We start from the raw sequence: 21,748 nt of genomic DNA, 5'->3' as shown, positions 1-21,748 counted from the left end.
GTATGCTGCTCTTCTGCAGGTACGTGGCTGGGGTTTAACAATGATATTATCGCGGACAAATGATATCTCGGCACTGAAGTAAATATGAGTTTATTTTTATGGTTGGACCGTGAAAGGAATACTCAACGAAGTAGGCTCTACAATGGTCTCTCCGGTGTCATAGTCATAGATTCTATTGAAAACCAATTCAATGGATTCCAGCTTGTCGGGGTCATCTGTATATACGAAACCATAGACCATATTATCCATGACTACGCCGTCGTATTGATGATAAACATAAGATTTCCTCATGAAATTACGATCTGCTGAGATGGGTTTACCCGTGTTCGGATGGATTGAATTCAAACCGTAAAATCCGATATTTTGATCCGTTGTATTTTCTACACTGTAGACGATTTTGATATAAGTCATATCAGAACCGATATCTTCTTGATTAAGAATAGCAATGTTTTCTCGGGAGTCCTGAGGAATCTCACGGGCCTCTAATAATTGAACATCCATAATATGAATCGTTAATGGCCCGAATTCAATACTTTGTTTCAGAGGCACAGCTTTTAACAGTTTGAGTTGTCCGCCGTAATCAAATGTGCCTGTATCTCCCGGTTCGGACAGAAGCGGAGATGGTGCGCTTTCAAAAAGCTTGTCCTGAAGATCGCTGGCAGCTTGCTCGAATGGATTATAATCTGGCTTAAGTCCTTTGTATGTAAGTTCAGCACGGAAAGGCTTTAAACCGGATTCCAAGACAAGCTCAGAATCAGCAGGATGAGGCTGTAACGGATTGATTTCCAGTGGTGTAGATGTGACATCATTGGAGCTGCCTGAACCGCCCAAAAGTGCGAGAGCGAGTAGTAAATGAAAAACAAACATAAAATGCGGCACCCTTTCTCTTTGGAAAATAGCAATACAAATACATCGTACATAATCATAACAAAACAGTTCATGGTGACCATGAGAATATGGGCCCAACTTCAGCTAATAGCATATTGATAAGTTCTTGCTTGGGTCTAGTAGCAAGGGCCTATGCCAGACAAAGCGGGTTCGATCGATTGTTCATGTCGAAATGTAACCTAGACTACAGTCTGTTTGTTCCAAGTTATTCTACAAAGGCAAGAGAGGGAAATATGCTTCATCATTGGATTCGCCTGTCCAATCCTGTACAATGGATAACGATAAAAACAACGGTAGATTAAGGATGGATTAGCACGATGAGAATTATCATATCACCTGCCAAAAAGATGAAGATCGATACCGATCTGATGACCAGCGCGCAGATGCCGCGTTTTATAAACGAGTCAGAACAACTGTTGAGTGTGCTCCAAAAGTTATCCTATGACGAGCTCAAGGCGTTATGGAAGTGTAATGATGCAATCGCTGAACAGAACATGGAACGGATTCGAAAAATGAATGTAAAAGCCAATCTTACGCCAGCCATCTATGCCTATGAGGGCATTCAGTATCAGTATATGGCAGCGGGTGTTTTTCAGCAGGAAGAACTGGCGTATCTGGAGCAGCATTTGCGCATATTATCTGGTTTTTATGGCATGTTACGGCCTCTGGACGGGGTTACACCTTATCGGTTGGAGATGCAGGGCAAGCTGCAAGGTCCGGGTTTCAGCTCGCTCTATCATTTTTGGGGCAGCAAGCTGGCAGATCAGCTTCAATCAGAAAGCAATTGTATTCTAAATTTGGCTTCCAAAGAGTACAGTAAAAACATCATTCCTTTTTTGAGCGAGGAAACCCGATTTATCAATTGTGTATTTGGACAAATGGTCAATGGGAAGATGGTTGAAAAGGCAACCCGGGCGAAAATGGCCAGAGGTGAGATGGTACGGTACATGGCAGAACGTAAGATTACAGATGTCAAGGAGATTAGAAACTTTGATCGGTTAGATTTTGTTTTCTCCGAAGAGAAGTCGGATGAGAATAATTATGTATTTATATATCCACAGGAGAAATAGCGAAAATTCATAGGTCAACCGGATCCCACAGCAACTCAAAAACCCCCTTCACCAACACCGGCAAATTTGGCTGGCATCGTGAAGGGGGTTCTTCTTTAAACCGTTTCATTTTACTCTAACTCAAAACTACATACCACTTATCTTGCTCCAATATTCGTACCCGCTGGCGTACCCGAGCCAATCAGATCACTGCCTGCAGCAAGCTTCAGGAAATTACCCAGTACAGGCGTCCCATCGCTGCTGCGAGTTACAGACGGTACAAGGGAGACAAAGTCATCTGCACTCGCGAGCAGGCCTTTGTCATTTACGCTCTTTTTGTTTTTCCACCAGACGTTGGTGCTGCTGACGTCCGTTCCGCTTGTTTTGTCACTGGCGCCGCCCTGGAAGGACAGGTTGTTGGTGAAAAGATGGGTGCCTACATCGAAGGCAAAATTGCTTTGGCCGTTGTTCCAGGACGTGTTGTTTTTCATCTGAATGGAACCGGGATTACTGTTGTACGTGAAGCCATGTTTTTTATTATTAAAGGCAATGCTGTTTTCCACAATATGATTCACGGCAATTTTCTCGCCGCCCAGCTTGAAGCCGTTACCATCACTATCAGTGGTGGATGTACCGTCGGAAGTAGCGCCGTTGGCGTACGCAATACTGTTACGAATCGTGACCACACCGATAGCACCCGTATCTGTTTTACTGTACAGATCCCATCCATCATCCACATTGTAGGCTGCAATGCAGCCATCGAAGAGGTTGCCCGGGCCCACAGTCAATTTCGCGGCAAAACCGTCTGCATCCTCGCCGTTATCAGGATCATAATTGTCGTGAGAGTAGGAGCGGATGACTTCATTGTAAGCAGGCCATTCACTCTTGGCGGCGGTGGAAGCATATCGTCCCAGCTGAATCCCCGTATCCCGATTATGATGAGCCTCGATCTGCTCCAGACGGTTGTAACTGCCCCCGATAAAAATCCCGTTATCGCCTGCCCCTTTCACTTCGATCCCTTTAACAAACCAGTAATCCCCGAACATTTGCAAGCCCCGATTCGTGGACGCAAAGGCCTGGGCCGAGAAATCGAAGACAGGCTTTTCCATTCCGTAAGCAACCAGATTTTTGCGCTGTCCAGACGTGCCGCTGTTGCCGCGCTCAATCGTAACGGTTTCCGAGAAATTATAGGTTCCGCCGCGCAAAAAAATGGTTTTCCCCGGAGCAATTTGGGTCAGTGCATTCGCAAGTGTAGTCGGGCTTGCCAGCGTTCCCGGATTGTTTGCTGATCCGTTAGGAGCGACATATAAATCACCAGCAGCAATTGTAGCGGTAGTTGTCGAGGCAGCCTGTTCTGATGAATTTTGTGCACCATTCTCGATGAGTTCCAACGCTCCAGCGGATCCCCCGCCAAATAACAATACAGGAAAAGCAGCACACAGGCAGAGGCAGGCCATTTTCGATTTCAACGAACGTTCAGAGCGTACAGATGGATAATTAGAAGCAGAAGGGAACCATTTCATTGTGAAACCTCCTTGGTTATGGGATAGTGCATTTCGGTAAGGCACAGGTTCATCGTAAAACGTGTAAGCGTTATCAACAATAATCATTTCATTGGGTCAGCTATACAAGCCGGTATGTCAGACGTCGAGGTCTGAAGTGCTGCTATTTAAAAGGTGATGCATAATCCTTACATTGGCAGATCGCCTTAATTTAACGAGCAATCATCTGAAATGAACGCGGGGAAGGGGTCAACTGGATGACAAAATGGCATGAAAACAAGGTTGATCCACCGAAATGCACCTGGACTTCACATTAAACTTGGAAAAGAAGGACTTAATTAGAAGATTATTTGTCCATGGATATAACTAAAAAAAGCCCCGATTACAGCTGCTTTAGGCAGATGCCATCGGGACCCTTGCCACATGGTGGTCAGATCCAAGGATGAATTTCGATACGGTACTACTTGCTAACCTCTTCTGTCACAGCTGTCCTTGTTTCGAATTTTAATACGGATCTGCTTCGTGCCCGCGCCGGGATGCTTCTTCCGCGCTTGGTTCATGTTTCGGCTGAACCGTGGCACTGTCATCGGTCGGCACAGATGCCAGTCCTTCAGCTACACGGCGACCGTAGTCGGCATCGGCCTGAGTGAAGTGTGAGATCATGCGTTCACGAATGTCCGGTTTACATTTGGAGAGTGCATCAACCAGGTTGCTGACCAGTTCCTCTCGCTCCCAATCTTCAAACGCCCGGTATGTATCACCGGCTTGACCGAAGTCGTTAGGACGCGGAATTTTCTCCCGAACCAGACGACCTTCAATAAGAGGTTCATGCTCCTTGCCGCGTGGAGCCGCTTCGAAAAGACCCCCCAGAGAAGAAGGCTCGTAGTTCACATGCGGGTTCTGTCCTGGCGCGCGATCCACCTTGTACTGCATCTGACCACCGCTTTGGTTGGTAGCTACGCGATTTTTGGGAGCATTCACAGGCAGCTGCAGATAGTTCGCACCAACCCGGTGACGTTGGGTATCCGAGTAGGAGAAGGTGCGCCCTTGCAGCAATTTGTCATCCGAGAAATCCAGCCCATCCACGAGAACACCAGTGCCAAACGCAGCTTGTTCCACTTCGTTAAAGTAGTCCTCAGGATTGCGGTTCAAGGTCATTTTTCCAACAGGCAAGAATGGAAATTGCTCTGGCGGCCACAGCTTGGTCGGATCGAGTGGATCGAAGTCCAGCTCCGGATGTTCGCCGTCTTCCATGATCTGAACGCACAGCTCCCACTCCGGGTAATCTCCCTGTTCAATCGCATGATAGAGATCCAGGGTGGCATGGTTGAAATTCTGTCCCTGAATCTCGCTCGCGTCTTTTTGCAGCAGGTTCCGTATCCCTTGTTTGAGGGGTTCCCAGTGATATTTAATGAGCACGCCCGTGCCTTCTTGGTTTACCCATTTGTATGTATTGACGCCCGATCCCTGCATTTGGCGATAATTGGCCGGTATTCCCCATGGAGAGAAGAGGAACGTAATCATATGGGTAGCTTCTGGACTAAGCGAAACGAAGTCGAAAAACCGCTCCATGTCCTGTGCATTGGTCAACGGGTCCGGTTTAAAGGCATGTACCATATCCGGGAATTTTAGCGGATCACGAATGAAAAAGATTTTCAGGTTGTTGCCAACCAGATCCCAGTTGCCGTCTTCGGTATAAAATTTCACAGCGAAGCCGCGCGGGTCACGGAGCGTCTCTGGTGAATGCCCACCATGGATTACCGTGGAAAAACGGACAAACACAGGGGTTTGTTTGCCTTTCTCCTGAAACAGACGAGCACGTGTATATTTGGATACGGGTTCATCCCCCGCTGTTCCGTATGCTTCGAATATGCCATGAGCACCAGCACCGCGTGCATGTACCACCCGCTCAGGAATACGTTCGCGGTCAAAATGCGTAATTTTTTCGAGAAAATGATAATTCTCCAGCGTAGTCGGTCCCCGGCTGCCGACGGTTCGGACATTCTGATTATCGGTGATGGGATGGCCCTGACGATCCGTTAAAGTCTCTGGTGACGTGTCTGGGGAATGCTCTGATTGTGAAGAATGATGATCCATGGAGCACCGCCTTTCCTTTTGATGGATTCGAATATATATTTTCCCTGCATCCTTGTTCTATACATTTCTTGTAATAAAAAAAAGCTTGTCACTTACCTCATGGTATGAGATAATTAACTTTTGCCCAGCGGACTTTTTTGAACGGGAAATGTTGAGGACCGCTTGTATAAGAATGGAGGCTGACCAAGGATTGTCTACACAACGTTATCCTTTTGCATATGACCCGGCAGAGCCCTTTGTATCCCGATTGGGAGAGTGGGTAGCCGATGTTTTTTACGATATTTTGCCTGAGTCCGGCTTCGAGGTACGGGATGAACAGATTTTTATGGCGTACCAGCTCGAACGGGCCTATGGAGATAAAAAGACTATTATGGCTGAGGCTGGTGTAGGGACAGGCAAGACGTTAGTCTACCTGCTCTATGCGGTCTGTTATGCACGTTATACGGGCAAACCGGCAGTGATTGCCTGCGCCGATGAGTCATTGATTGAACAATTGGTGAAGCCGGGCGGAGATATTGCGAAGCTGGCTGAACATCTGGATCTTCAGGTGGACGCTCGTCTCGGTAAATCACCAGATCAATACGTTTGTTTGAACAAATTAAGTGCAGTGAGATTCGCGGATGAGGATGCACCTGTCATTGAAGAAGTGCATGAGAGCCTGCCGGACTTCGTGAATACACCTGGAACGCTTCAGGCTTTCCATCCCTATGGTGACCGCAAACAGTATCCGCATTTGAACGATCGCCAGTGGAACAAGATCAACTGGGACCCATTCCAGGATTGCTTTGTTTGTCCAAAAAGACAGCGCTGCGGCCTGACGTTATCACGTGACCACTATCGCCGCTCCAAGGACATCATCATCTGCTCCCATGATTATTACATGGAGCATGTGTGGACCTATGAGGCCCGCAAACGCGAGGGACAGCTGCCGCTGCTGCCTGATCACAGCTCGGTTGTATTTGATGAAGGACATCTGCTTGAAGAGGCAGCGCTGAACGCACTCAGCTACAAACTGAAACACCGCATCTTTGAGGAACTTGTAACCCGGCTTTTGGAAGGGGAGATTCGTGAAACCCTTGCAGAACGTGTGGACGAAGCCATTGAGAGCAGTGAACGATTGTTTAAGCTGCTGGATACCTACACGGTAGCTATCCCTGGATCGGAACGGAAGGAAGTTCGGGTAGAAGCACCGCTGCTGCGTGAAATTGAACGTCTGACCAGTGTGCTGGATGCCATCGGTGAAGAATTGGTGTTTGAGAGCGGACTGTTCTCTCTGGATGGGTATCAAATGCGAGTAGTGGAAGAACATCTGGATATGATCCAGACAGCATTGTCTCTGTTCCGCAAGGAAGATGGCTACATTTGCTGGGCTGAAGAGAATGAGGACGAGACGACACTGTCCATCATGCCTCGCACGGTAAAAGAAATCCTGAACGAGCGCGTGTTCAATACCGGGATTCCAATTGTATTCTCGTCTGCAACCTTGTCTGTGGACAATTCCTTCCGTTATGTAGCAGACAGTCTGGGGATTGATGATTTTGTATCATTCTCGGTTGCTTCTCCATATGACTATGCGGATAAAATGCAGATGAAGATTACAGATCAAGCTGTACCAGGTCACCCGGAGAACGAAAATCGGATGCGCGATGCTGTGTCGATGCTTCAGGAAAGTGGCGGTCGTGCGCTTATTCTGTTCCGTACCATGGAAGAGCTGCTAACGTTTAAACAGGACATCGTTCATGTCCCGGAAGCGCAGGGACTGCGATTCATGTACGAAGGCGACCGGGAGATCAGTGATCTGATTGCAGCGTTCCAGCAGGATGAGGAGAGTGTGCTGTGCTCCGTCAATCTGTGGGAGGGACTGGACGTTCCAGGGCCTTCATTATCCAATGTCATGATCTGGTCGCTTCCGTATCCACCGCAGGATCCTGTATTTAATGCTAAACGCAGTGCATCGGCGGCACCCTACGAAGAGATTGATCTTCCATACATGCTGCTGCGCGTGAAGCAAGGTCTGGGACGTTTGATTCGCACAAGCAGTGACTCGGGTTCTGCGGTTATTCTCGATGAATCGCTGTATACCAAAAAGGAAGCCAAAGACCGCATTGCGGCCCTGCTTCCCAAAGGTGTGGAATGGACCACGTTGACACACTGATTGCTTTAGGTTAAATGTTCTTAAAATGATTCCTTATCGAATAAGTTCTTGTTCTCTGCGGATGAATCATCTGCAGGTGAGCAGGAGCTTATTTTGATTTTGATATGATGTTGAGGGTGCCTGAAGTGGAGTTTCCCTTACTCCTAGCTAAGCGTGTATCCGGTTCATGGAGTAAGTGAACGTGAATAGGCTGCCCTCGGTCAACATGATGACTTAAGGGACAGCCTTTTTTGGGAGTACAGATTATGTTGTGTTAAAAAATACCCATGCTCAAATACCGTTCCCCGGTATCCGGCGCAATACAGAGCACTCGGTGGCCTGGCCCCAATTCCCGCGCAATGCGCAGTGCGGCCCAGGCCGAAGCACCAGATGAAGGGCCGAGCAGCAGCCCTTCCCGGGCAGCAAGCTGCCGCATGGTATCCAGTGCATCCTCATCGGACACCTGGATAATGGAGTCCCACACGTCGGTATTCAAAATGTCCGGTATGAACCCCGGACTTGTACCGACGAGCTTGTGGGGACCGGGCTCGCCGCCGGACAGCACGGGTGAACCTTTGGGCTCCACCGCATAGATCCGGATATCTGGCAGCTGCTTGCGCAGCTCTTCACCGGTTCCGGTAATGGTTCCGCCTGTGCCCGCGGTTGCAATGAAGGCATCCAGCTTGCCTTCCATCTGCTGCATAATCTCGGGAGCAGTGGTAACCCGGTGAATATCCGGATTGGCCTGATTCTCGAATTGCTGAGGAATGAAGCTTCCCGGAATGTCAGCGTGAAGCTCCTTGGCTTTGCGGATAGCTCCGGGCATCCGTTCAGCCGCTGGAGTGAGTACGACATCTGCGCCATAGGCTTTCAGAATGTTGATGCGCTCCTTGGACATATTGTCCGGCATGACGAGAATGGCCTTATATCCTTTGGCGGCTGCATTCATGGCCAGACCGATGCCGGTGTTGCCGCTGGTCGGCTCGATGATGGTTGCTCCGGGAAGCAGCAGCCCTGCCCGTTCAGCCTGAACGATCAGATTGTAAGCGGCACGGTCCTTGACACTGCCGCTTGGATTGAAATATTCCAGTTTCACATATACGTCAGCAGAGTCGCTGCCTGTGAGCCTATTGAGTTTTACCGCCGGCGTCTGTCCGATCAACTCGGTGATATCTGCAGCAATGCCTGTATATCTGGTGGATGGTTGGTTACCCGAATTTGAATTCATGAAGTACAACTCCTTGAGTAATGAGACGTCTGAGGGAATTTCTAATCATAGAGTCTGTTCGCCTTATTATAGACGGCAGGCTTTTTTGTTTTAGGAAGAATTCATTTCACGTCTAATATAGTCTCATCGTTGATAACGATAACGTTCTATTCCATCTTAATGAACCCGGCCACTCCGGGTCAACCTGTATTCTGGTCCAAGCTACAAGCGCTGCGTCAGATCAATATGCAGATGTCGGCTGAGTTCTTGCTTAACTTCATTACGTGCGAACGTCCAGAGCATGTAGAACCGCTGCCAATATCCTCTGCACAGGTAGAGTGTTTCGATGCCTTCCTGTTCACGTTTCTCCTCAACAATTTTGACACCGCGTTTCCGCATCTGCTGCCGAACTGCCAGCATTTCTTGAAGTACCTGATTTTGTATGCGGGTCAGGGATAGGACGTACACCTCGGGCATTTTCAGCAGTAGTGTATCCAGGGTGTGAATATCCCGTTCAAGCACATCCAGCAGCAGGGTACGCACAACAAGGCTTTTAACCAATTGATGGTCTTCATCCGTAGGGGATGGGGCGGAAGGGGAGGATGACATACATTCACTTCCTTAACCTTGAATTCGAACATATATATTTACAGAACATGTGTTCTTATATTATAATCAATATATGCAACGGTGATACGGAATACAACAAGAAAAAAATGGGATTGGGCTTTCGGCAGGGCCATGTACGTTCATTATGGGGATGATTGAACAGGACAAGCATACTCCAAATTTTAGGTATAATTTCTGGGTTTTGCAGGAAACCTAAGAGCGTAAGAAATGGCCTAATGCAATTGCAGGACTGGATTCTTAAGCTTTACGAGGTTAGTGGGGAGAGGATGTTCCGGTTGGTTGGTTTACTTGCGGGAGAATGCCAACAAAAAAGCCCCTGCCTTGGGCGGCGGGGCCTGGACGTACTGCCGATTACAGCGGCAGAATCGAGAACAATGCATAGAAAGTTAAGCTAAATATTGAGGTTTCTCGTACAAAGCTTCTTTTTCCAGGATGACCTTATAAGGTCTTTCCTTCCCCTTAAGCGAGGGGCCGATCGTAATTAGCGGGACGGCCGGTTTGTGGAAACGATCTTCTTCCTTAGGTTCCGGAACCGGTCGTGATGATTCAGGCGCAGAGCTGAGGCGTACCTTCTTTTCGCTGCCCCAGCGCTTGCTTATTTTTTTCATTTCCGGTTTCATTCCGGTTCGCCTCCTAACAAATCGTTGATGGCGTTAAACAGTTGACGATTCTGTAGGTCAATCTGTTGAAATACCGCCTCATCCGCTTCTATATGTCCAATAATATGAACCGTAATCACATACCTCTTGGCTACAGGATAGCATAGCAGATATTCTTTCTCAAGGTAATCGTCATACAGGTTAATCTTGATTTTATTTTCACGGTAAGAATCAATGACCAGGATGCGCTTGGGGTCATCCGGCTCTTTGTCGTCATTGGCAGACAACTCATATTTTCTCCCCGGTTCCCCTACATTACCACATAATTGCTCGATATAACCACTGTCATCTGTACGGTATATGGCTGTACCACGTACTGCGAATGGAGGATGGGACACAAATGCCGTACGGAGGGCATCACTCATTCGGTCGAGCATGACGGCATCAGCTTTGCGAACCCGCAGCAGCTCTCTGAAGAACCTCAGAAGCTTTAGCAATTGTAACCGTGCTTCTCCTTCAGTCACTTTATGCTGATTGATGATTTTCTCCAATTCTGGATCTACCCATCGTCCTTGTTCTTCTATACTGTCAGCGATTTTGGAGCATGCAACCGACACGGCTGGCGCCCACTTGCCATCAGAACGAATCTCATAGACCAGTGGATTCAAACCAAGCAGATCGGTAGGCATACGTAATCCCTCAATTTTTGCAGCATCCTTGATGTCTGTAATATCCTCCGGAAGAATGAAAAAAATACGCTTTCGTCCCAAACGGCCCATAAACAAACCCATTTCCAGCATTGTATTATCCCGGACAGATGCATAGTACTTCCCGCGAATTTTGGATATATCATCCGGATGAAAAATAAAAATGGCAAAGTCCGTCGTGCGCACCTCTGTTTCCAGATCGTCCATCGTATAGCTGCTTGGATTGAAAACACCGGAGTACCAAGGAGTAACTTCGGCTGAGAAACGCAAATTTTCGTGTACTGCGGCTGCAATCGGCTTCGCTTCCAGCGAGCAGCCAATAAAGACTCTTGGCTTCAACGTTTTCATCAATCCGCCTCGCTTAAACGGTAGTGGGATTCAATTGTTATATTATACCATAAAAAGCAGAGTAAGTCTGGAAAACGTCCACGCTGGTCAAGAATAAGCCGATTTCGTTTGCTATAGTGTATGTGAAAGCTCCCAATGATTCCTTCAAAATTCGCACAAAAATAAAAAATGGCCCCAAATTGTCACAGTTGGGTGACTGGACAGTTATATTCGCAATCATTGGTCATAGAATGAAGGAGCAGGTTGCACCATTAGTAAGCATTGATTGTCCTGGTGTGGCTGTTTGCCTGCTGGAGCCGCCCAGAGCATGCTTTATGCGCATTTTTGAAGGGTCTGCTGTTTAGACCCGTCCACGTCGGTGTTATATAATAGAAGAACAAGCAAGTTAGCTATAGAAGTTTAAACTGGATAGAGAAATTACATGTTTTTATCAGATTGTCATTTACACGGAACGAAGAGTGCAGAACCCATCTGGAGAAGCGAAGCGCTCGCGTTTATCACCGAATTTTTCCCTTAGGAGAAGGGAATCAAAAAAATTCCGAGGATAACAGCGATCGGAAGAGGGAGCTGCAATCGATGTGGTTAAGTGTAAAGTTCATGAGTCAAACGTGTGATGTACGCCAGTTTAATTGAAATAGCTAACCACAAACAGACAGAAAGGATCAGGATACCATGAGTTCCCGAAGGACAATCTCCCCAAGGACGATCTGGAAACGTTACGATCTCTCATACACTTAGCGCCCCTTGTAGAGTAAACCAACCGTATTCAAAAAAACGGCTGACTCTGCGAAAGAGGGGATTGGAATGAATATTCGAAGGACAAATACGATGATTTCTTCCAGGCTTGCCTTTTGCAGGGTACGGTCGGTCTAAAAACCAACCTACAAACTGCGAGGGAACCTGAATGAAGAGAACATCGTTAACCAAACAACACATTAAGGCTGAGGCGGGAAAACTCGCCATCATGCTGCTCGGTACTTTTATTTTGGCATTTGCCTACTATCACATTAATTTTCAGAATCATTTATCGGAGGGCGGATTTGTCGGTCTGGCCCTGCTCGGAAAATACGCGACGGGCTTATCGCCTGCCATTGGCATGCTGTTACTCGACATCCCGGTCATGATTCTGGCCTGGTTCATCAAGGGCTGGAAGTTCATGATTCAGGCGCTGATTGGCGTCGGCGCATTCTCCCTGTTCTATGACGGCTTTGAACGATACTCCACATTGCAGATGTCATTCAACGGAAACCTGTGGATTCCCGCAGTCCTATCCGGCGTATTGACGGGTGTAGGGGCAGGGATCGTGCTCCGATTCGGCGGGGCGACAGGCGGAGACGATATTCTCGCCGTGCTCGTTAGCCGCTGGAAGGGATGGAAGCTGGGAACAGTTTTCTTTGTCAGTGATGCGTTTGTACTGGGCTTATCCCTTTTCTTTCTTCCGGTAAAAGAAACTTTATATACCATTCTGGCCGTGTGGATTGCCAGCAAAGTCATTACGTACGTGGTCAGTGTTCCGGTACGCCGGCCTGTTACGACCTCAGCTGTGAAGGTATCGATGCCTTCGGCAGCCAAGGCGGTGACTGCCCCTGCATCACGGACTTCGGTGGCGAGAGGAGTCACACATTAAATGAAATTAACCAAAAAGTCCTTTTGACTGCCTGAGCGGCGGTGAAAAGGACTTTTTTTGATGCTTTTCTAAGCTGGGAAGTTACTCTTCATATGGATTCAAGATCAGGGCGATTCACAAACCTGTCAGGGTTTGATGGAAGAAGCGATTTGTCCATCCTGGTTATGAATAATGGCCCGAATGTTCTGCTCGTTGCTGATTTCTTTGGCGGCGTTCACCGCTTCCGATTTGGTGTCAAACGTGGATACATATTGGGATTGGCCTTCTTCCTTAATGGCCCAGCCCGAGTCCGTGGGTACGACGTGAATATTGTCATGGCTTTTGGAAGAGGAGACGGGCTCTGAATGGCGACGTTTAGAAGCAGAACCGCTACCATCAGATGATCGGCTCGAATCCGTTGAACCCGCTTCAGGGTGGTTCTCATCCCATTCTTCGGCTTTGGCAGTGGCTATCGCTATTGCGCGTCCTTCCTCATACCCGTCATCCAGCAGGGCATTGGCGATTTCAACCGCCTTATTTCGAATACGGGGCTCCAGATTTTTCATGGATACCGGATAATCATTCTTATTCCAAGGCATGCCTGAATCCCTCCTATAGAGTAATCATGGTTAGTTGTATATTACCCTATGGGAGAAGGGATAAACGACAAAATGGACAGGCTGTGAAGTGGGAATGAGCTGTCATACAGGGATGGCATTCCTATACTTTTGCAAGCTGGAGGGGTATAATGCTGTCACATGTACAAAAAGTCCAATATAGGAAAATAAAAGGAGTACAATCATATGTTCAGTCTGAGTCTGGCAATTCCGATGCTGTTTACCATGCTTATTCATGCTGCAGACAGCCTGTCTTATGCACTTCGTCTTGGCGGGCTAAGAACCCGCAGAATTGCGCTGGCCCTTTCCTTGTCCGGGATTCTGCTGCTGGTATCGCGTACATCGAACATGGCTCAGGGACCGATGGTAGGGAATCTGGTGGATACCGCAACAAGTGGAGGGAACTCACATTTTGCCGTGCAGCTGCACTGGCTGATGGGGGCGGCAACAGCAGGAACCGCAATCGCCATATTGTGTTTTCCAACGATGGTCAAGCTTGCGTCCAGAATGGTTGTGCATTTTGAAGCAGCGGGGTCCATTCCGGTGATGGTACGCAGGTTGCTGAACGGCACCAAGATCAGAAACGCAGCCTACTATATTACACCGCCTTCCTGGAAGATGGCTAAGCGGCTAGTACAGCATGGAATGCCAAGACGTCTAATGACGCTTAATGTAGCGGTCACAGCCATTTACACAACGGGCGTATTATCCAGTTTGTACGCAGCTTATCTATATCCAGGGCAGGCAGTGGCTGCGTCTCAATCGACAGGGCTGATCAACGGAATGGCGACCATTTTGCTAACGATCCTGATCGATCCGCGAATTTCTCTGCTCAGTGACAAATCCCTGCGAGGCGAAATCCGTTTGGACCGAATGAATCAGATTTATGGCTGCATGCTGGTATCTCGTTTATTCGGCACGCTTGTGGCTCAGCTGCTGCTCATTCCATTTGCCTACTGGATCGGCTGGGTCGTCAGCTGGATGTGAAGAAGTAAATGGAACAGGGCATCAGGGGAGGGACGTTGCGCAGATACGTTAATCCTCTGTTGTCCTGTATTTGCGGATGTGAACCCATTCGATAAAAGGCAGCGTAACCATGGAAAGTCCGAGCAGCGATAATAGCAGGAGGCTTGGCTTTTCATGGACCCATTGATCTATGCCAACGGCCACCAGAATGAACAGGGTCAGTATAAAATATCCCACTTTCGAGCTCTGCTCCGTAATACGTCTGCCCAGTTCCTCATCCTCACGCACCCCATCACGATCCTCTTTGCTGCCCCAAGTTAGGGCTGACAGGAAAAGAATCGTAACTGCACCAAGTGAAGCAATATCGTTCAATCCAATGTCCTTTCCTGTTGCAGTACGATAAATAACGGTAGCAAGCACAATAAATGCTGCAGCACCTGTAAGTGTCATTTTCCAATGCTTTATTTTCATTCTGAATTCTTCCTTTCGTACTGAAATAACTGCTCGATGGTGACCTCAAGCGCCTCGGAAATGGCAAAGGCGAGCGGAAGGCTGGGGTCGTATTTGTCATTCTCTATGGCGTTAATGGTTTGTCTGCTGACGTCGCACAACTCGGCGAGTTTGCCCTGGGATATGCCCAGCTCTTCACGCAGCAGCTTAATGCGGTTTTGCATGAATCAACCTCTTTCCGTGCTACTAGGTTGTAAAGAACTCTTTACAGCTGTATTGTAAATGGAAAAAAGTGTGGGTGTCAAGAACTCTTTACATGTCGTATCTGATTCATATAGGAACATGAAAAAAGCAGGAGCACCGGTGATAACCCGCTGCTCCTGCTTTTTTGGACCGTGTATTGGTTCTACGGTCAGGCAGTCGTATTTAATTTATTTGAAGAGGACTGCATACTCGCCGTATCCCTCTTTTTGCAAGTCTTCCTTCGGTACGAAGCGAAGAGCGGCGGAGTTAATGCAGTACCGCATACCACCGGCTTCGACAGGACCGTCGTTGAACAGGTGCCCCAGATGGGAATCTCCTTCACGGCTTCTGACTTCGGTACGAATCATGAAATGGCTGAGATCCGTTTTTTCCTTCACATTGTAATCACGCAATGGACGCGTGAAACTTGGCCAGCCGCAGCCGGAATCGTACTTGTCCGTTGAGCTGAAGAGAGGCTCGCCAGAAACGATATCTACATAGATTCCGTCACCGTGGTGATCCCAGAACTCGTTGTGGAACGCAGGTTCCGTTGCATTATTCTGGGTCACTTCGTATTGAAGTGGAGTCAGACGCTCTTTCAGATTGCTTTTATCCACATTGCCGGACCAGTTGCGCTCGATAAAGTCTTCACGTCCGGAGCCTTTGCGATACCGTTTATAGTGAGCCGGATTTTTGTGGTGATAGTCCTGATGATGTTCTTCCGCCTCATAGAATGGTTTGGCAGGCAAAATGGGTGTGAAGATCGGCTTATCAAACCGTCCGCTCTGCTCCAGAGCCGCCTTGGAGGCTTCTGCAATCTGACGCTGTTCTTCGCTGTGGTAGAAGATGGCCGTCTGGTATGAAGATCCGCGGTCATGGAATTGTCCACCCGTATCTGTCGGATCGATCTGCTGCCAGAATAACTCGACGAGCTTCTCATAAGGGAAGATGGAAGGGTCGAACGTAATTTGAACGGCCTCTACGTGTCCTGTCGTCTCCGAACAGACTTCCTCATATGTGGGATTCTCGGTATGTCCTCCTGTATAACCCGATACGATCTTGTGGATTCCGGGCAGTTCCTCAAAGGGGGATACCATACACCAGAAGCATCCGCCTGCAAATGTTGCTTTTTCGCTTGAATGTTGTTCCATGCTATAGTCACTCCATTTCTGATGAAGATTAATGAATTTGGCTTACACTTCTATTATATCCTGAATTGGCAAGCCAACCAAGCCGGACAGGGACGATGAAGCTCATTAGTCATGTTGATGAATAATCATCAGGTCTTTTTTTGCGAGCGAACACGAAACAGCAGTAAAACGAGGCCCATAATGGCAAAGTATCCCACAAAAATGAGCAGACTCGCCCAGATGGAAGTTTCCGCTTGCGCGCCCGCATAGGCAAAAATTATGATGGCAGGCATTTTTCCGATGGCCGTAGCCACCATGAACACCCAAAAAGGGGTGTAGGTAATGCCGGCATAGATATTAACCGCAGTTTGAGGCACAACGGGAAGCAGGCGAAGCGTCATAATGCCCATTAAGGGATGCGCCTCCATCCAGGTGGTAAAACGACTCAATCCACGGATGCGATCCAGGTAAGCTCTGGCCTGATGACGAAAAGCATATCTCGCTCCCGCATAAACGAGCAGTGCTGCGAGGGTGGTCCCCACCCAGCATACCCAAGCTGCTGTTGTGGTGCCGTAACTGTACCCCAAAGCTGCGATTACAAATTTGTAGGGAATCACAGGTACCAACGCAAAAAGCATTGCTATGATAATTAAAAGGGGTATGGACTGATTCTGATCGGTCCATGCCAGCAATTCATATCTGTTAATAAACGTGACTCCGGCGAGCAAAACATACAAGAGGAGCCATAACCATTTCCGCAAATCCCCAAACGCTCCTTTCAGGTCAGGGCACTACTCCAATCTCCTGATCCTATATGCCTTTCTACCCAAGTGTACCACGTTCGACCGGGAACCGGATAATTCAATCCTTCTTGTGCTGATCAACTGGCATGTTGCTGGCTGAAGGGTTACACTATAGGTCGTGGAACTTAGAACTCATCTGAAGGTGGAATGCTTATCATGGAAACAACCAAGCGAACCCGAGCTGGGATCATCGGACTTGGGGGTATTGCTCACAAAGTATACTTGCCCCTGTTAACCGCGCATCCTGATGTGGAAATTGCCGGTATTATGAACCGTTCTCCAGAGCCGGTAACGGCTGCTCAGCATGCTTATAGATTAGATAACGGAACGACGGATCTGAAGGAACTATTGTCCTGGGATCTGGATGCCGTTTTTGTACATACAGCAACGGAAGCACATTTTGATATTGTCATGCAATGTTTGGAACGGGGACTGGCTGTATATGTGGACAAACCGCTATCCTACACCTTGCGGGAATCCGAAGAAATGACTGCTTTTGCTGAGGCACAGGGGCTGCTCCTTGCGGTAGGTTTTAACCGAAGATTTGCACCGATGTACCAGAAAGCGAAAGCGTGGATGCAACGGGGGCAGGGGTTTGAATCCCTGATGTTAACGAAGCATCGGACAGGCATTCAGCATCTTCCTGCAGCAAAAACGATCTATGATGATCTGATTCATATGCTGGATCTGATGTTATGGTATTCGGATCATCATGTGGAGCTGGTTCATCAATGGGTCCGCACGAATGAGTTGGACCAGCTTCTTCATGCTGCCGGATCAGCCAAGCTTGGAAGAAAGGCCATCGGACGATTCGATATGGTGCGCGAGGCGGGGGCTGACCTGGAGAAGATCGAACTTCACGGCGGAGGCAGATCGGTAGAAGTTGTGAATATGGAAGAGGCCAGATATACCGAACGCGGAGAGCTTGAGCGCAAAGAAACTTTCGGCAGCTGGGACTCCATATTAACGCGCAGAGGATTTAGCGGAGCCGTCAATCATTTCTTGGCTAACCTGGACACGCCGGACGATTGCATCATTAGCTCCAGCCACGTAATGGATAGCCATGAGCTGGCAGAGCAGCTGATTCGCAAGTGATTTTTTGTGAAAACGGGATAAAGAACATAACTCATATGGAGGAATGACACAATGGACGAATATGAAAAGGAACGCAGAAAACAGATCGAGGAAGCGGTCGTAGAAACCTATAAACAGGAAGAAGAAATGATGATTCTTGTATTTGCCCAGTGGTGTGCCAATCATGGACTGGACCCAGAAGAGATGTACCGGCAAGCTTACCCGGATCAGCAGAGCAATGAACGGCTGCAGCAAGTGCTGCAGCTGGTTGTGCCGAAGGAGGAAGCCGGAGAGATTCCGGATGATACGGTGCTGGGTGTGTTGTCCATGTTTGGCAACGAAGACTTGGCCATGGTGGTATCGGAGGCAATCGCCGCGCGCAAATAAGCAGAATTTACGTATAATACCTTACATCTGTTCTCGGTGTATGAGCCGGAATTCCTTGGGCGACATGCCGAACCGGGAGCGGAATACGCGGTGGAAATACGTGTAATTGTTAAACCCCGACGATTCGGCGACATGCTCCAGCGTCATTGGACTGAAGATGATCCGTTCTCTGGCCATGTTCAGCCGTACGTCCAGGGTATACTGCATGATACTTTTGCCAAACGCTTCCTTGAACAGATGAACCCCGCGTGAAACGCTGATACCAACATGGGTTGCTACATCTTCAAGTTTGAACAGGGAGGAAGCATTCTCCTCGATATAATTTTTTATTTCATACGCCACATAGTTGGTGTTGGTTATCGTCGGATGTTCAGAGAGAAGACGATCCACCTCCAGACATAAGATACGCATGTAGTAACTGGAGATCTCGGGATATGGATTGGAGATTCGGCGCTGCTCCAGCACGAGTTGACGGAACAGGGTCAGCAGGCTTTCGGTCAATTCGACCTTAATCCGGTTTGGCCTTTTGTGGCGTTCCCACCATTCATCCACCCAGGAACCATTAAAAAAGATATGGTAGTCACCGCTCTCTACGAGTCGTTCTCCCATCGGATTCCGTTCATTGTCTATTTTGAGTTCATAAGGCTCGTCCGGACTGAAAAGAAGCAGATCGCCCGCATCGACGAGTGACATCTCGCCGTCTATTCGTGCCCGGCAGCGACCGTCGGTCTGCAGCCTTAGGAGGTAGTTCTTAACCCCGTCGGGATGAATACCAGCATAGGGTTTGCGATGAAATGAGAAGCCTGCTGTAAGAACCTGGCAGGAATAATCGGTCGGCATTGGCATACTCCTTGCAATTTGAAAATTATGACCAGATAGTTCATGTTTCGATCATATTATTCATTTTAATTGAACCCAAAACGGAATACCATAGTATTAAATTCAAGGCACAAAACATTCATCACAGCTTCTCACCATGCGTAAGGAGATGAACGTCACATTGGAGAAATTAAAAGCAGGCATCATCGGGTGCGGTAACATCAGCGCCATCTATCTGGAGAATCTGAAAAATAGCCCGCTCATTGAAATTGTAGCCGTAGCGGACTTGATCCGTGAACGTGCTCAGGAACGGGCAGATGAATTTAATATCGCAAACGTTTACAATGTAGATGAGTTGCTGCAAAATAAGGAAATCGAGCTTGTGTTGAACCTGACGGTGCCTGGCAGTCATGCCATGACCGATCTGGCTGTGCTCGAATCAGGCAAGCATGTCTATGCCGAGAAGCCACTGGCCATTTCGCTTGAAGACGGCCGCAAAGTCATTGAACTTGCTGAAGAGAAGGGATTGTATGTTGGTTCCGCACCGGATACCTTCCTTGGATCAGGCATTCAGACGGCACGTCAGGCTATTGTAGACGGTCTGATCGGGAAACCGATTGCGGCGACTTCCTTCTTCATGGGTGGCGGACCTGAGGCATGGCATCCCGATCCCGAGTTCTTTTACATTGCAGGTGGAGGACCTATGTTTGACATGGGACCATACTATCTGACAGCGCTGGTTACATTGCTGGGACCCATTCGGAGAATTAGCTCTTCTGCAGGCATTCAGATCACCGATCGTGTTATTGGCTCGGGACCGAAGGAAGGAACGCCTCTCCGGGTACAAACTCCGACGCATCTGGCAGGTACCATCGATTTTACCGACGGAGCCATTGCAACGATGATTACCAGCTTCGATATTCGTGGAGCTTCGGACTTACCTCGAATTGAGATTTACGGAACCGAAGGCACGCTGAGTGTACCGGATCCTAACTATTTCAATGGGGAAGTGAAGCTGCGCAGATTCGGTCAGGACACCTGGGAAACGGTAACCCCTGTCTTCGAGAGCAGTCAGAATGAACGCGGAATTGGTGTTACCGAGATGGTCGAATCCATTCGTGCCGGACGGGAACACAAAGCCAGCGGCAAGCTCGCGTATCACGTGCTAGAAGCGATGCATGCATTCCAGCGCTCTTCTTTGGAGGGCAAGCACGTTATGCTTGAGAGTACTTACGATCCAAATGCAGCCACCAAAGCAAATGAGGATCCGACAGAAATTGTGCAATCGAATTAAGGTAATTCAGTTGATTTAAGTTGAAGTTAGGGCAACACAGGAAGATGGTTTTTCCATCTGGAATAACCAGTATTGTTACGTTTAATTTCAGGATAGAATTGCTCTAGATTTTCCACACTATTAAAACAAACTGGTGATCTGAACGGTACATTTTTGCAGTTCTTGGTTCATTTAATCAGCAATTATTCGATATTTAATCCAGGGAGGAATCGCACTTGAAACTCGGCGTATTTTTGGTACTATTCGGAGGACGTAAATTGGAGGATGCACTTGACTACGTAGCATCCAAGGGTTTGAAAGCAGTAGAGATCGGAACTGGAGGCCATCCAGGCAATGCACATTGCAACCCGGAGGAGCTTTTGAACAATGAAGCAGCACTGAAAAACTTTAAAAATGCAGTGGAATCACGAGGTCTGACCATCAGCGCACTGAGCTGTCACGGTAACCCGCTTCATCCGCAAAAAGATATCGCCAAAGGTTTCCACGATGATTTCGTGAAAACAGTCCAATTGGCACAAAAGCTGGAAGTTCCTGTAGTAAACACATTCTCCGGATGTCCGGGAGACCATGAAGATGCGAAGTATCCGAACTGGCCTGTTGCACCGTGGCCGAATGATTTCCAGGAAGTGTTGAAATGGCAATGGGAGAACAAAGTGATCCCGTACTGGACAGAGTGGGGCAAGTATGCAGCAGATCACAATGTGAAAGTAGGATTGGAACTGCATGGTGGATTCTCAGTGCATACTCCAGCTACATTGTTAAGACTGCGTGAAGCTGCAGGCGAAGTCATTGGTGCGAACCTGGATCCAAGTCACATGTGGTGGCAAGGAATTGATCCGGTACAAGCGATTCACATTCTGGGACGTGAAGGCGCGATCCATCACTTCCATGCTAAAGATACAACGATCGATCCGGTAAACGTAAACAAACATGGTTTGACAGATATGCAGGATTACACAAACATGCTTGACCGCGCTTGGCAGTTCCGCTCGGTAGGTTATGGTCATGATAACAAGACTTGGGCAGATATTATCAGTGCCCTGCGTCTCGTTGGCTACGATTATGTTGTAAGTATTGAACACGAAGACGGTCTGATGTCGGTTGAAGAAGGATTCTCTAAAGCCGTACAAAATCTCCGGCAAGTATTGATTGAGGAACCGCTGGGCGATATGTGGTGGGTTTAGAGCTATACTAGGGG

General features: G+C 48.1%; 21 protein-coding genes. 8 read left to right on the top strand and 13 right to left on the bottom strand.

Features of this window, described 5'->3' with window-relative positions; genetic code table 11:
- Positions 1-96 precede the first annotated feature (96 nt).
- On the bottom strand, positions 97-867 hold the full coding sequence (locus AC3RCI_RS19845) for a hypothetical protein (protein ID WP_492526072.1): 771 nt from the start codon (positions 865-867) through the stop codon (positions 97-99).
- Between the two features lie 338 nt (positions 868-1,205).
- Between AC3RCI_RS19845 and yaaA the strand changes: the two genes are divergently transcribed.
- Positions 1,206-1,958 (top strand): peroxide stress protein YaaA, encoded by a 753-nt coding sequence (gene yaaA, locus AC3RCI_RS19840; protein WP_492526070.1) that lies wholly within the window; start codon positions 1,206-1,208, stop codon positions 1,956-1,958.
- A gap of 137 nt (positions 1,959-2,095) precedes the next feature.
- Here the strand turns inward: yaaA and AC3RCI_RS19835 are convergent, their stop codons facing one another.
- Together AC3RCI_RS19835 and AC3RCI_RS19830 are read right to left on the bottom strand one after the other, a co-directional pair.
- Complete coding sequence (locus AC3RCI_RS19835; protein WP_492526068.1) at positions 2,096-3,460, bottom strand: right-handed parallel beta-helix repeat-containing protein; 1,365 nt, start codon at positions 3,458-3,460, stop codon at positions 2,096-2,098.
- A 483-nt stretch (positions 3,461-3,943) separates the two neighbouring features.
- On the bottom strand, positions 3,944-5,536 hold the full coding sequence (locus tag AC3RCI_RS19830) for a catalase (RefSeq protein ID WP_492526066.1): 1,593 nt from the start codon (positions 5,534-5,536) through the stop codon (positions 3,944-3,946).
- Between the two features lie 190 nt (positions 5,537-5,726).
- Between AC3RCI_RS19830 and AC3RCI_RS19825 the strand changes: the two genes are divergently transcribed.
- Positions 5,727-7,691 carry an ATP-dependent DNA helicase gene (locus AC3RCI_RS19825; RefSeq protein ID WP_492526064.1) on the top strand — a complete coding sequence of 655 codons (1,965 nt, stop codon included), beginning with the start codon at positions 5,727-5,729 and terminating at the stop codon, positions 7,689-7,691.
- 253 nt (positions 7,692-7,944) lie between these two features.
- On the opposite strand, the gene cysK is transcribed toward AC3RCI_RS19825, so the two are convergent.
- The 4 genes from cysK to AC3RCI_RS19805 form a co-directional block, all read right to left on the bottom strand.
- A complete protein-coding gene (gene cysK / locus AC3RCI_RS19820; protein ID WP_492526062.1) occupies positions 7,945-8,898 on the bottom strand; it encodes a cysteine synthase A in 954 nt (317 codons plus the stop codon).
- 201 nt (positions 8,899-9,099) lie between these two features.
- Positions 9,100-9,486: a YhjD family protein gene (locus AC3RCI_RS19815; protein ID WP_492526060.1), complete on the bottom strand. Its 387-nt coding sequence runs from the start codon at positions 9,484-9,486 to the stop codon at positions 9,100-9,102.
- 407 nt (positions 9,487-9,893) lie between these two features.
- Positions 9,894-10,127, bottom strand: coding sequence for a hypothetical protein (locus AC3RCI_RS19810; RefSeq protein WP_095290332.1), 234 nt, complete (start codon positions 10,125-10,127; stop codon positions 9,894-9,896).
- Positions 10,124-11,161 carry a nucleotide-binding protein gene (locus AC3RCI_RS19805; protein ID WP_095290334.1) on the bottom strand — a complete coding sequence of 346 codons (1,038 nt, stop codon included), beginning with the start codon at positions 11,159-11,161 and terminating at the stop codon, positions 10,124-10,126. Before AC3RCI_RS19805 ends, AC3RCI_RS19810 begins: the two co-directional genes overlap by 4 nt.
- Before the next feature lie 904 nt (positions 11,162-12,065).
- Here AC3RCI_RS19805 and AC3RCI_RS19800 point away from each other — a divergent pair.
- The gene (locus AC3RCI_RS19800; protein WP_492471540.1) at positions 12,066-12,788 is read left to right on the top strand and encodes a YitT family protein; all 723 of its coding nucleotides are present in this window, start codon (positions 12,066-12,068) and stop codon (positions 12,786-12,788) included.
- Between the two features lie 125 nt (positions 12,789-12,913).
- Here AC3RCI_RS19800 and AC3RCI_RS19795 read toward each other — a convergent pair whose 3' ends face one another.
- The gene (locus tag AC3RCI_RS19795; protein WP_492526058.1) at positions 12,914-13,366 is read right to left on the bottom strand and encodes a DUF2188 domain-containing protein; all 453 of its coding nucleotides are present in this window, start codon (positions 13,364-13,366) and stop codon (positions 12,914-12,916) included.
- A gap of 204 nt (positions 13,367-13,570) precedes the next feature.
- Between AC3RCI_RS19795 and AC3RCI_RS19790 the strand changes: the two genes are divergently transcribed.
- A complete protein-coding gene (locus AC3RCI_RS19790) occupies positions 13,571-14,371 on the top strand; it encodes a lipid II flippase family protein (RefSeq protein ID WP_336780670.1) in 801 nt (266 codons plus the stop codon).
- A gap of 48 nt (positions 14,372-14,419) precedes the next feature.
- On the opposite strand, the gene AC3RCI_RS19785 is transcribed toward AC3RCI_RS19790, so the two are convergent.
- The 4 genes from AC3RCI_RS19785 to AC3RCI_RS19770 form a co-directional block, all read right to left on the bottom strand.
- On the bottom strand, positions 14,420-14,821 hold the full coding sequence (locus AC3RCI_RS19785; protein ID WP_492526056.1) for a hypothetical protein: 402 nt from the start codon (positions 14,819-14,821) through the stop codon (positions 14,420-14,422).
- Complete coding sequence (locus AC3RCI_RS19780) at positions 14,818-15,024, bottom strand: helix-turn-helix transcriptional regulator (RefSeq protein ID WP_095290343.1); 207 nt, start codon at positions 15,022-15,024, stop codon at positions 14,818-14,820. Before AC3RCI_RS19780 ends, AC3RCI_RS19785 begins: the two co-directional genes overlap by 4 nt.
- Positions 15,025-15,231: 207 nt before the next feature.
- Complete coding sequence (msrA, locus tag AC3RCI_RS19775) at positions 15,232-16,194, bottom strand: peptide-methionine (S)-S-oxide reductase MsrA (protein WP_095359314.1); 963 nt, start codon at positions 16,192-16,194, stop codon at positions 15,232-15,234.
- A 128-nt stretch (positions 16,195-16,322) separates the two neighbouring features.
- Entirely contained in the window at positions 16,323-16,934 is a 612-nt protein-coding gene (locus AC3RCI_RS19770; protein ID WP_492526054.1) for a TVP38/TMEM64 family protein, read from the bottom strand.
- Positions 16,935-17,132: 198 nt separating this feature from the next.
- On the opposite strand from AC3RCI_RS19770, the gene AC3RCI_RS19765 reads away from it, so the two are divergent.
- Together AC3RCI_RS19765 and yxiS are read left to right on the top strand one after the other, a co-directional pair.
- Positions 17,133-18,071 (top strand): Gfo/Idh/MocA family protein, encoded by a 939-nt coding sequence (locus AC3RCI_RS19765; protein WP_492526052.1) that lies wholly within the window; start codon positions 17,133-17,135, stop codon positions 18,069-18,071.
- Between the two features lie 51 nt (positions 18,072-18,122).
- Entirely contained in the window at positions 18,123-18,437 is a 315-nt protein-coding gene (yxiS, locus tag AC3RCI_RS19760) for a protein YxiS (protein ID WP_095290350.1), read from the top strand.
- A gap of 21 nt (positions 18,438-18,458) precedes the next feature.
- On the opposite strand, the gene AC3RCI_RS19755 is transcribed toward yxiS, so the two are convergent.
- Complete coding sequence (locus AC3RCI_RS19755) at positions 18,459-19,277, bottom strand: helix-turn-helix domain-containing protein (protein ID WP_095290352.1); 819 nt, start codon at positions 19,275-19,277, stop codon at positions 18,459-18,461.
- A gap of 160 nt (positions 19,278-19,437) precedes the next feature.
- Between AC3RCI_RS19755 and AC3RCI_RS19750 the strand changes: the two genes are divergently transcribed.
- Complete coding sequence (locus tag AC3RCI_RS19750; RefSeq protein ID WP_095290354.1) at positions 19,438-20,550, top strand: Gfo/Idh/MocA family protein; 1,113 nt, start codon at positions 19,438-19,440, stop codon at positions 20,548-20,550.
- A gap of 215 nt (positions 20,551-20,765) precedes the next feature.
- A complete protein-coding gene (locus tag AC3RCI_RS19745; RefSeq protein ID WP_492526050.1) occupies positions 20,766-21,734 on the top strand; it encodes a sugar phosphate isomerase/epimerase family protein in 969 nt (322 codons plus the stop codon).
- Positions 21,735-21,748: the final 14 nt, after the last annotated feature.

The organism is Paenibacillus sp. MT124 (assembly GCF_058792755.1).
Note: the sequence above shows the minus strand (reverse complement) of the source record. Positions and strands in the feature narration are given on the sequence as shown.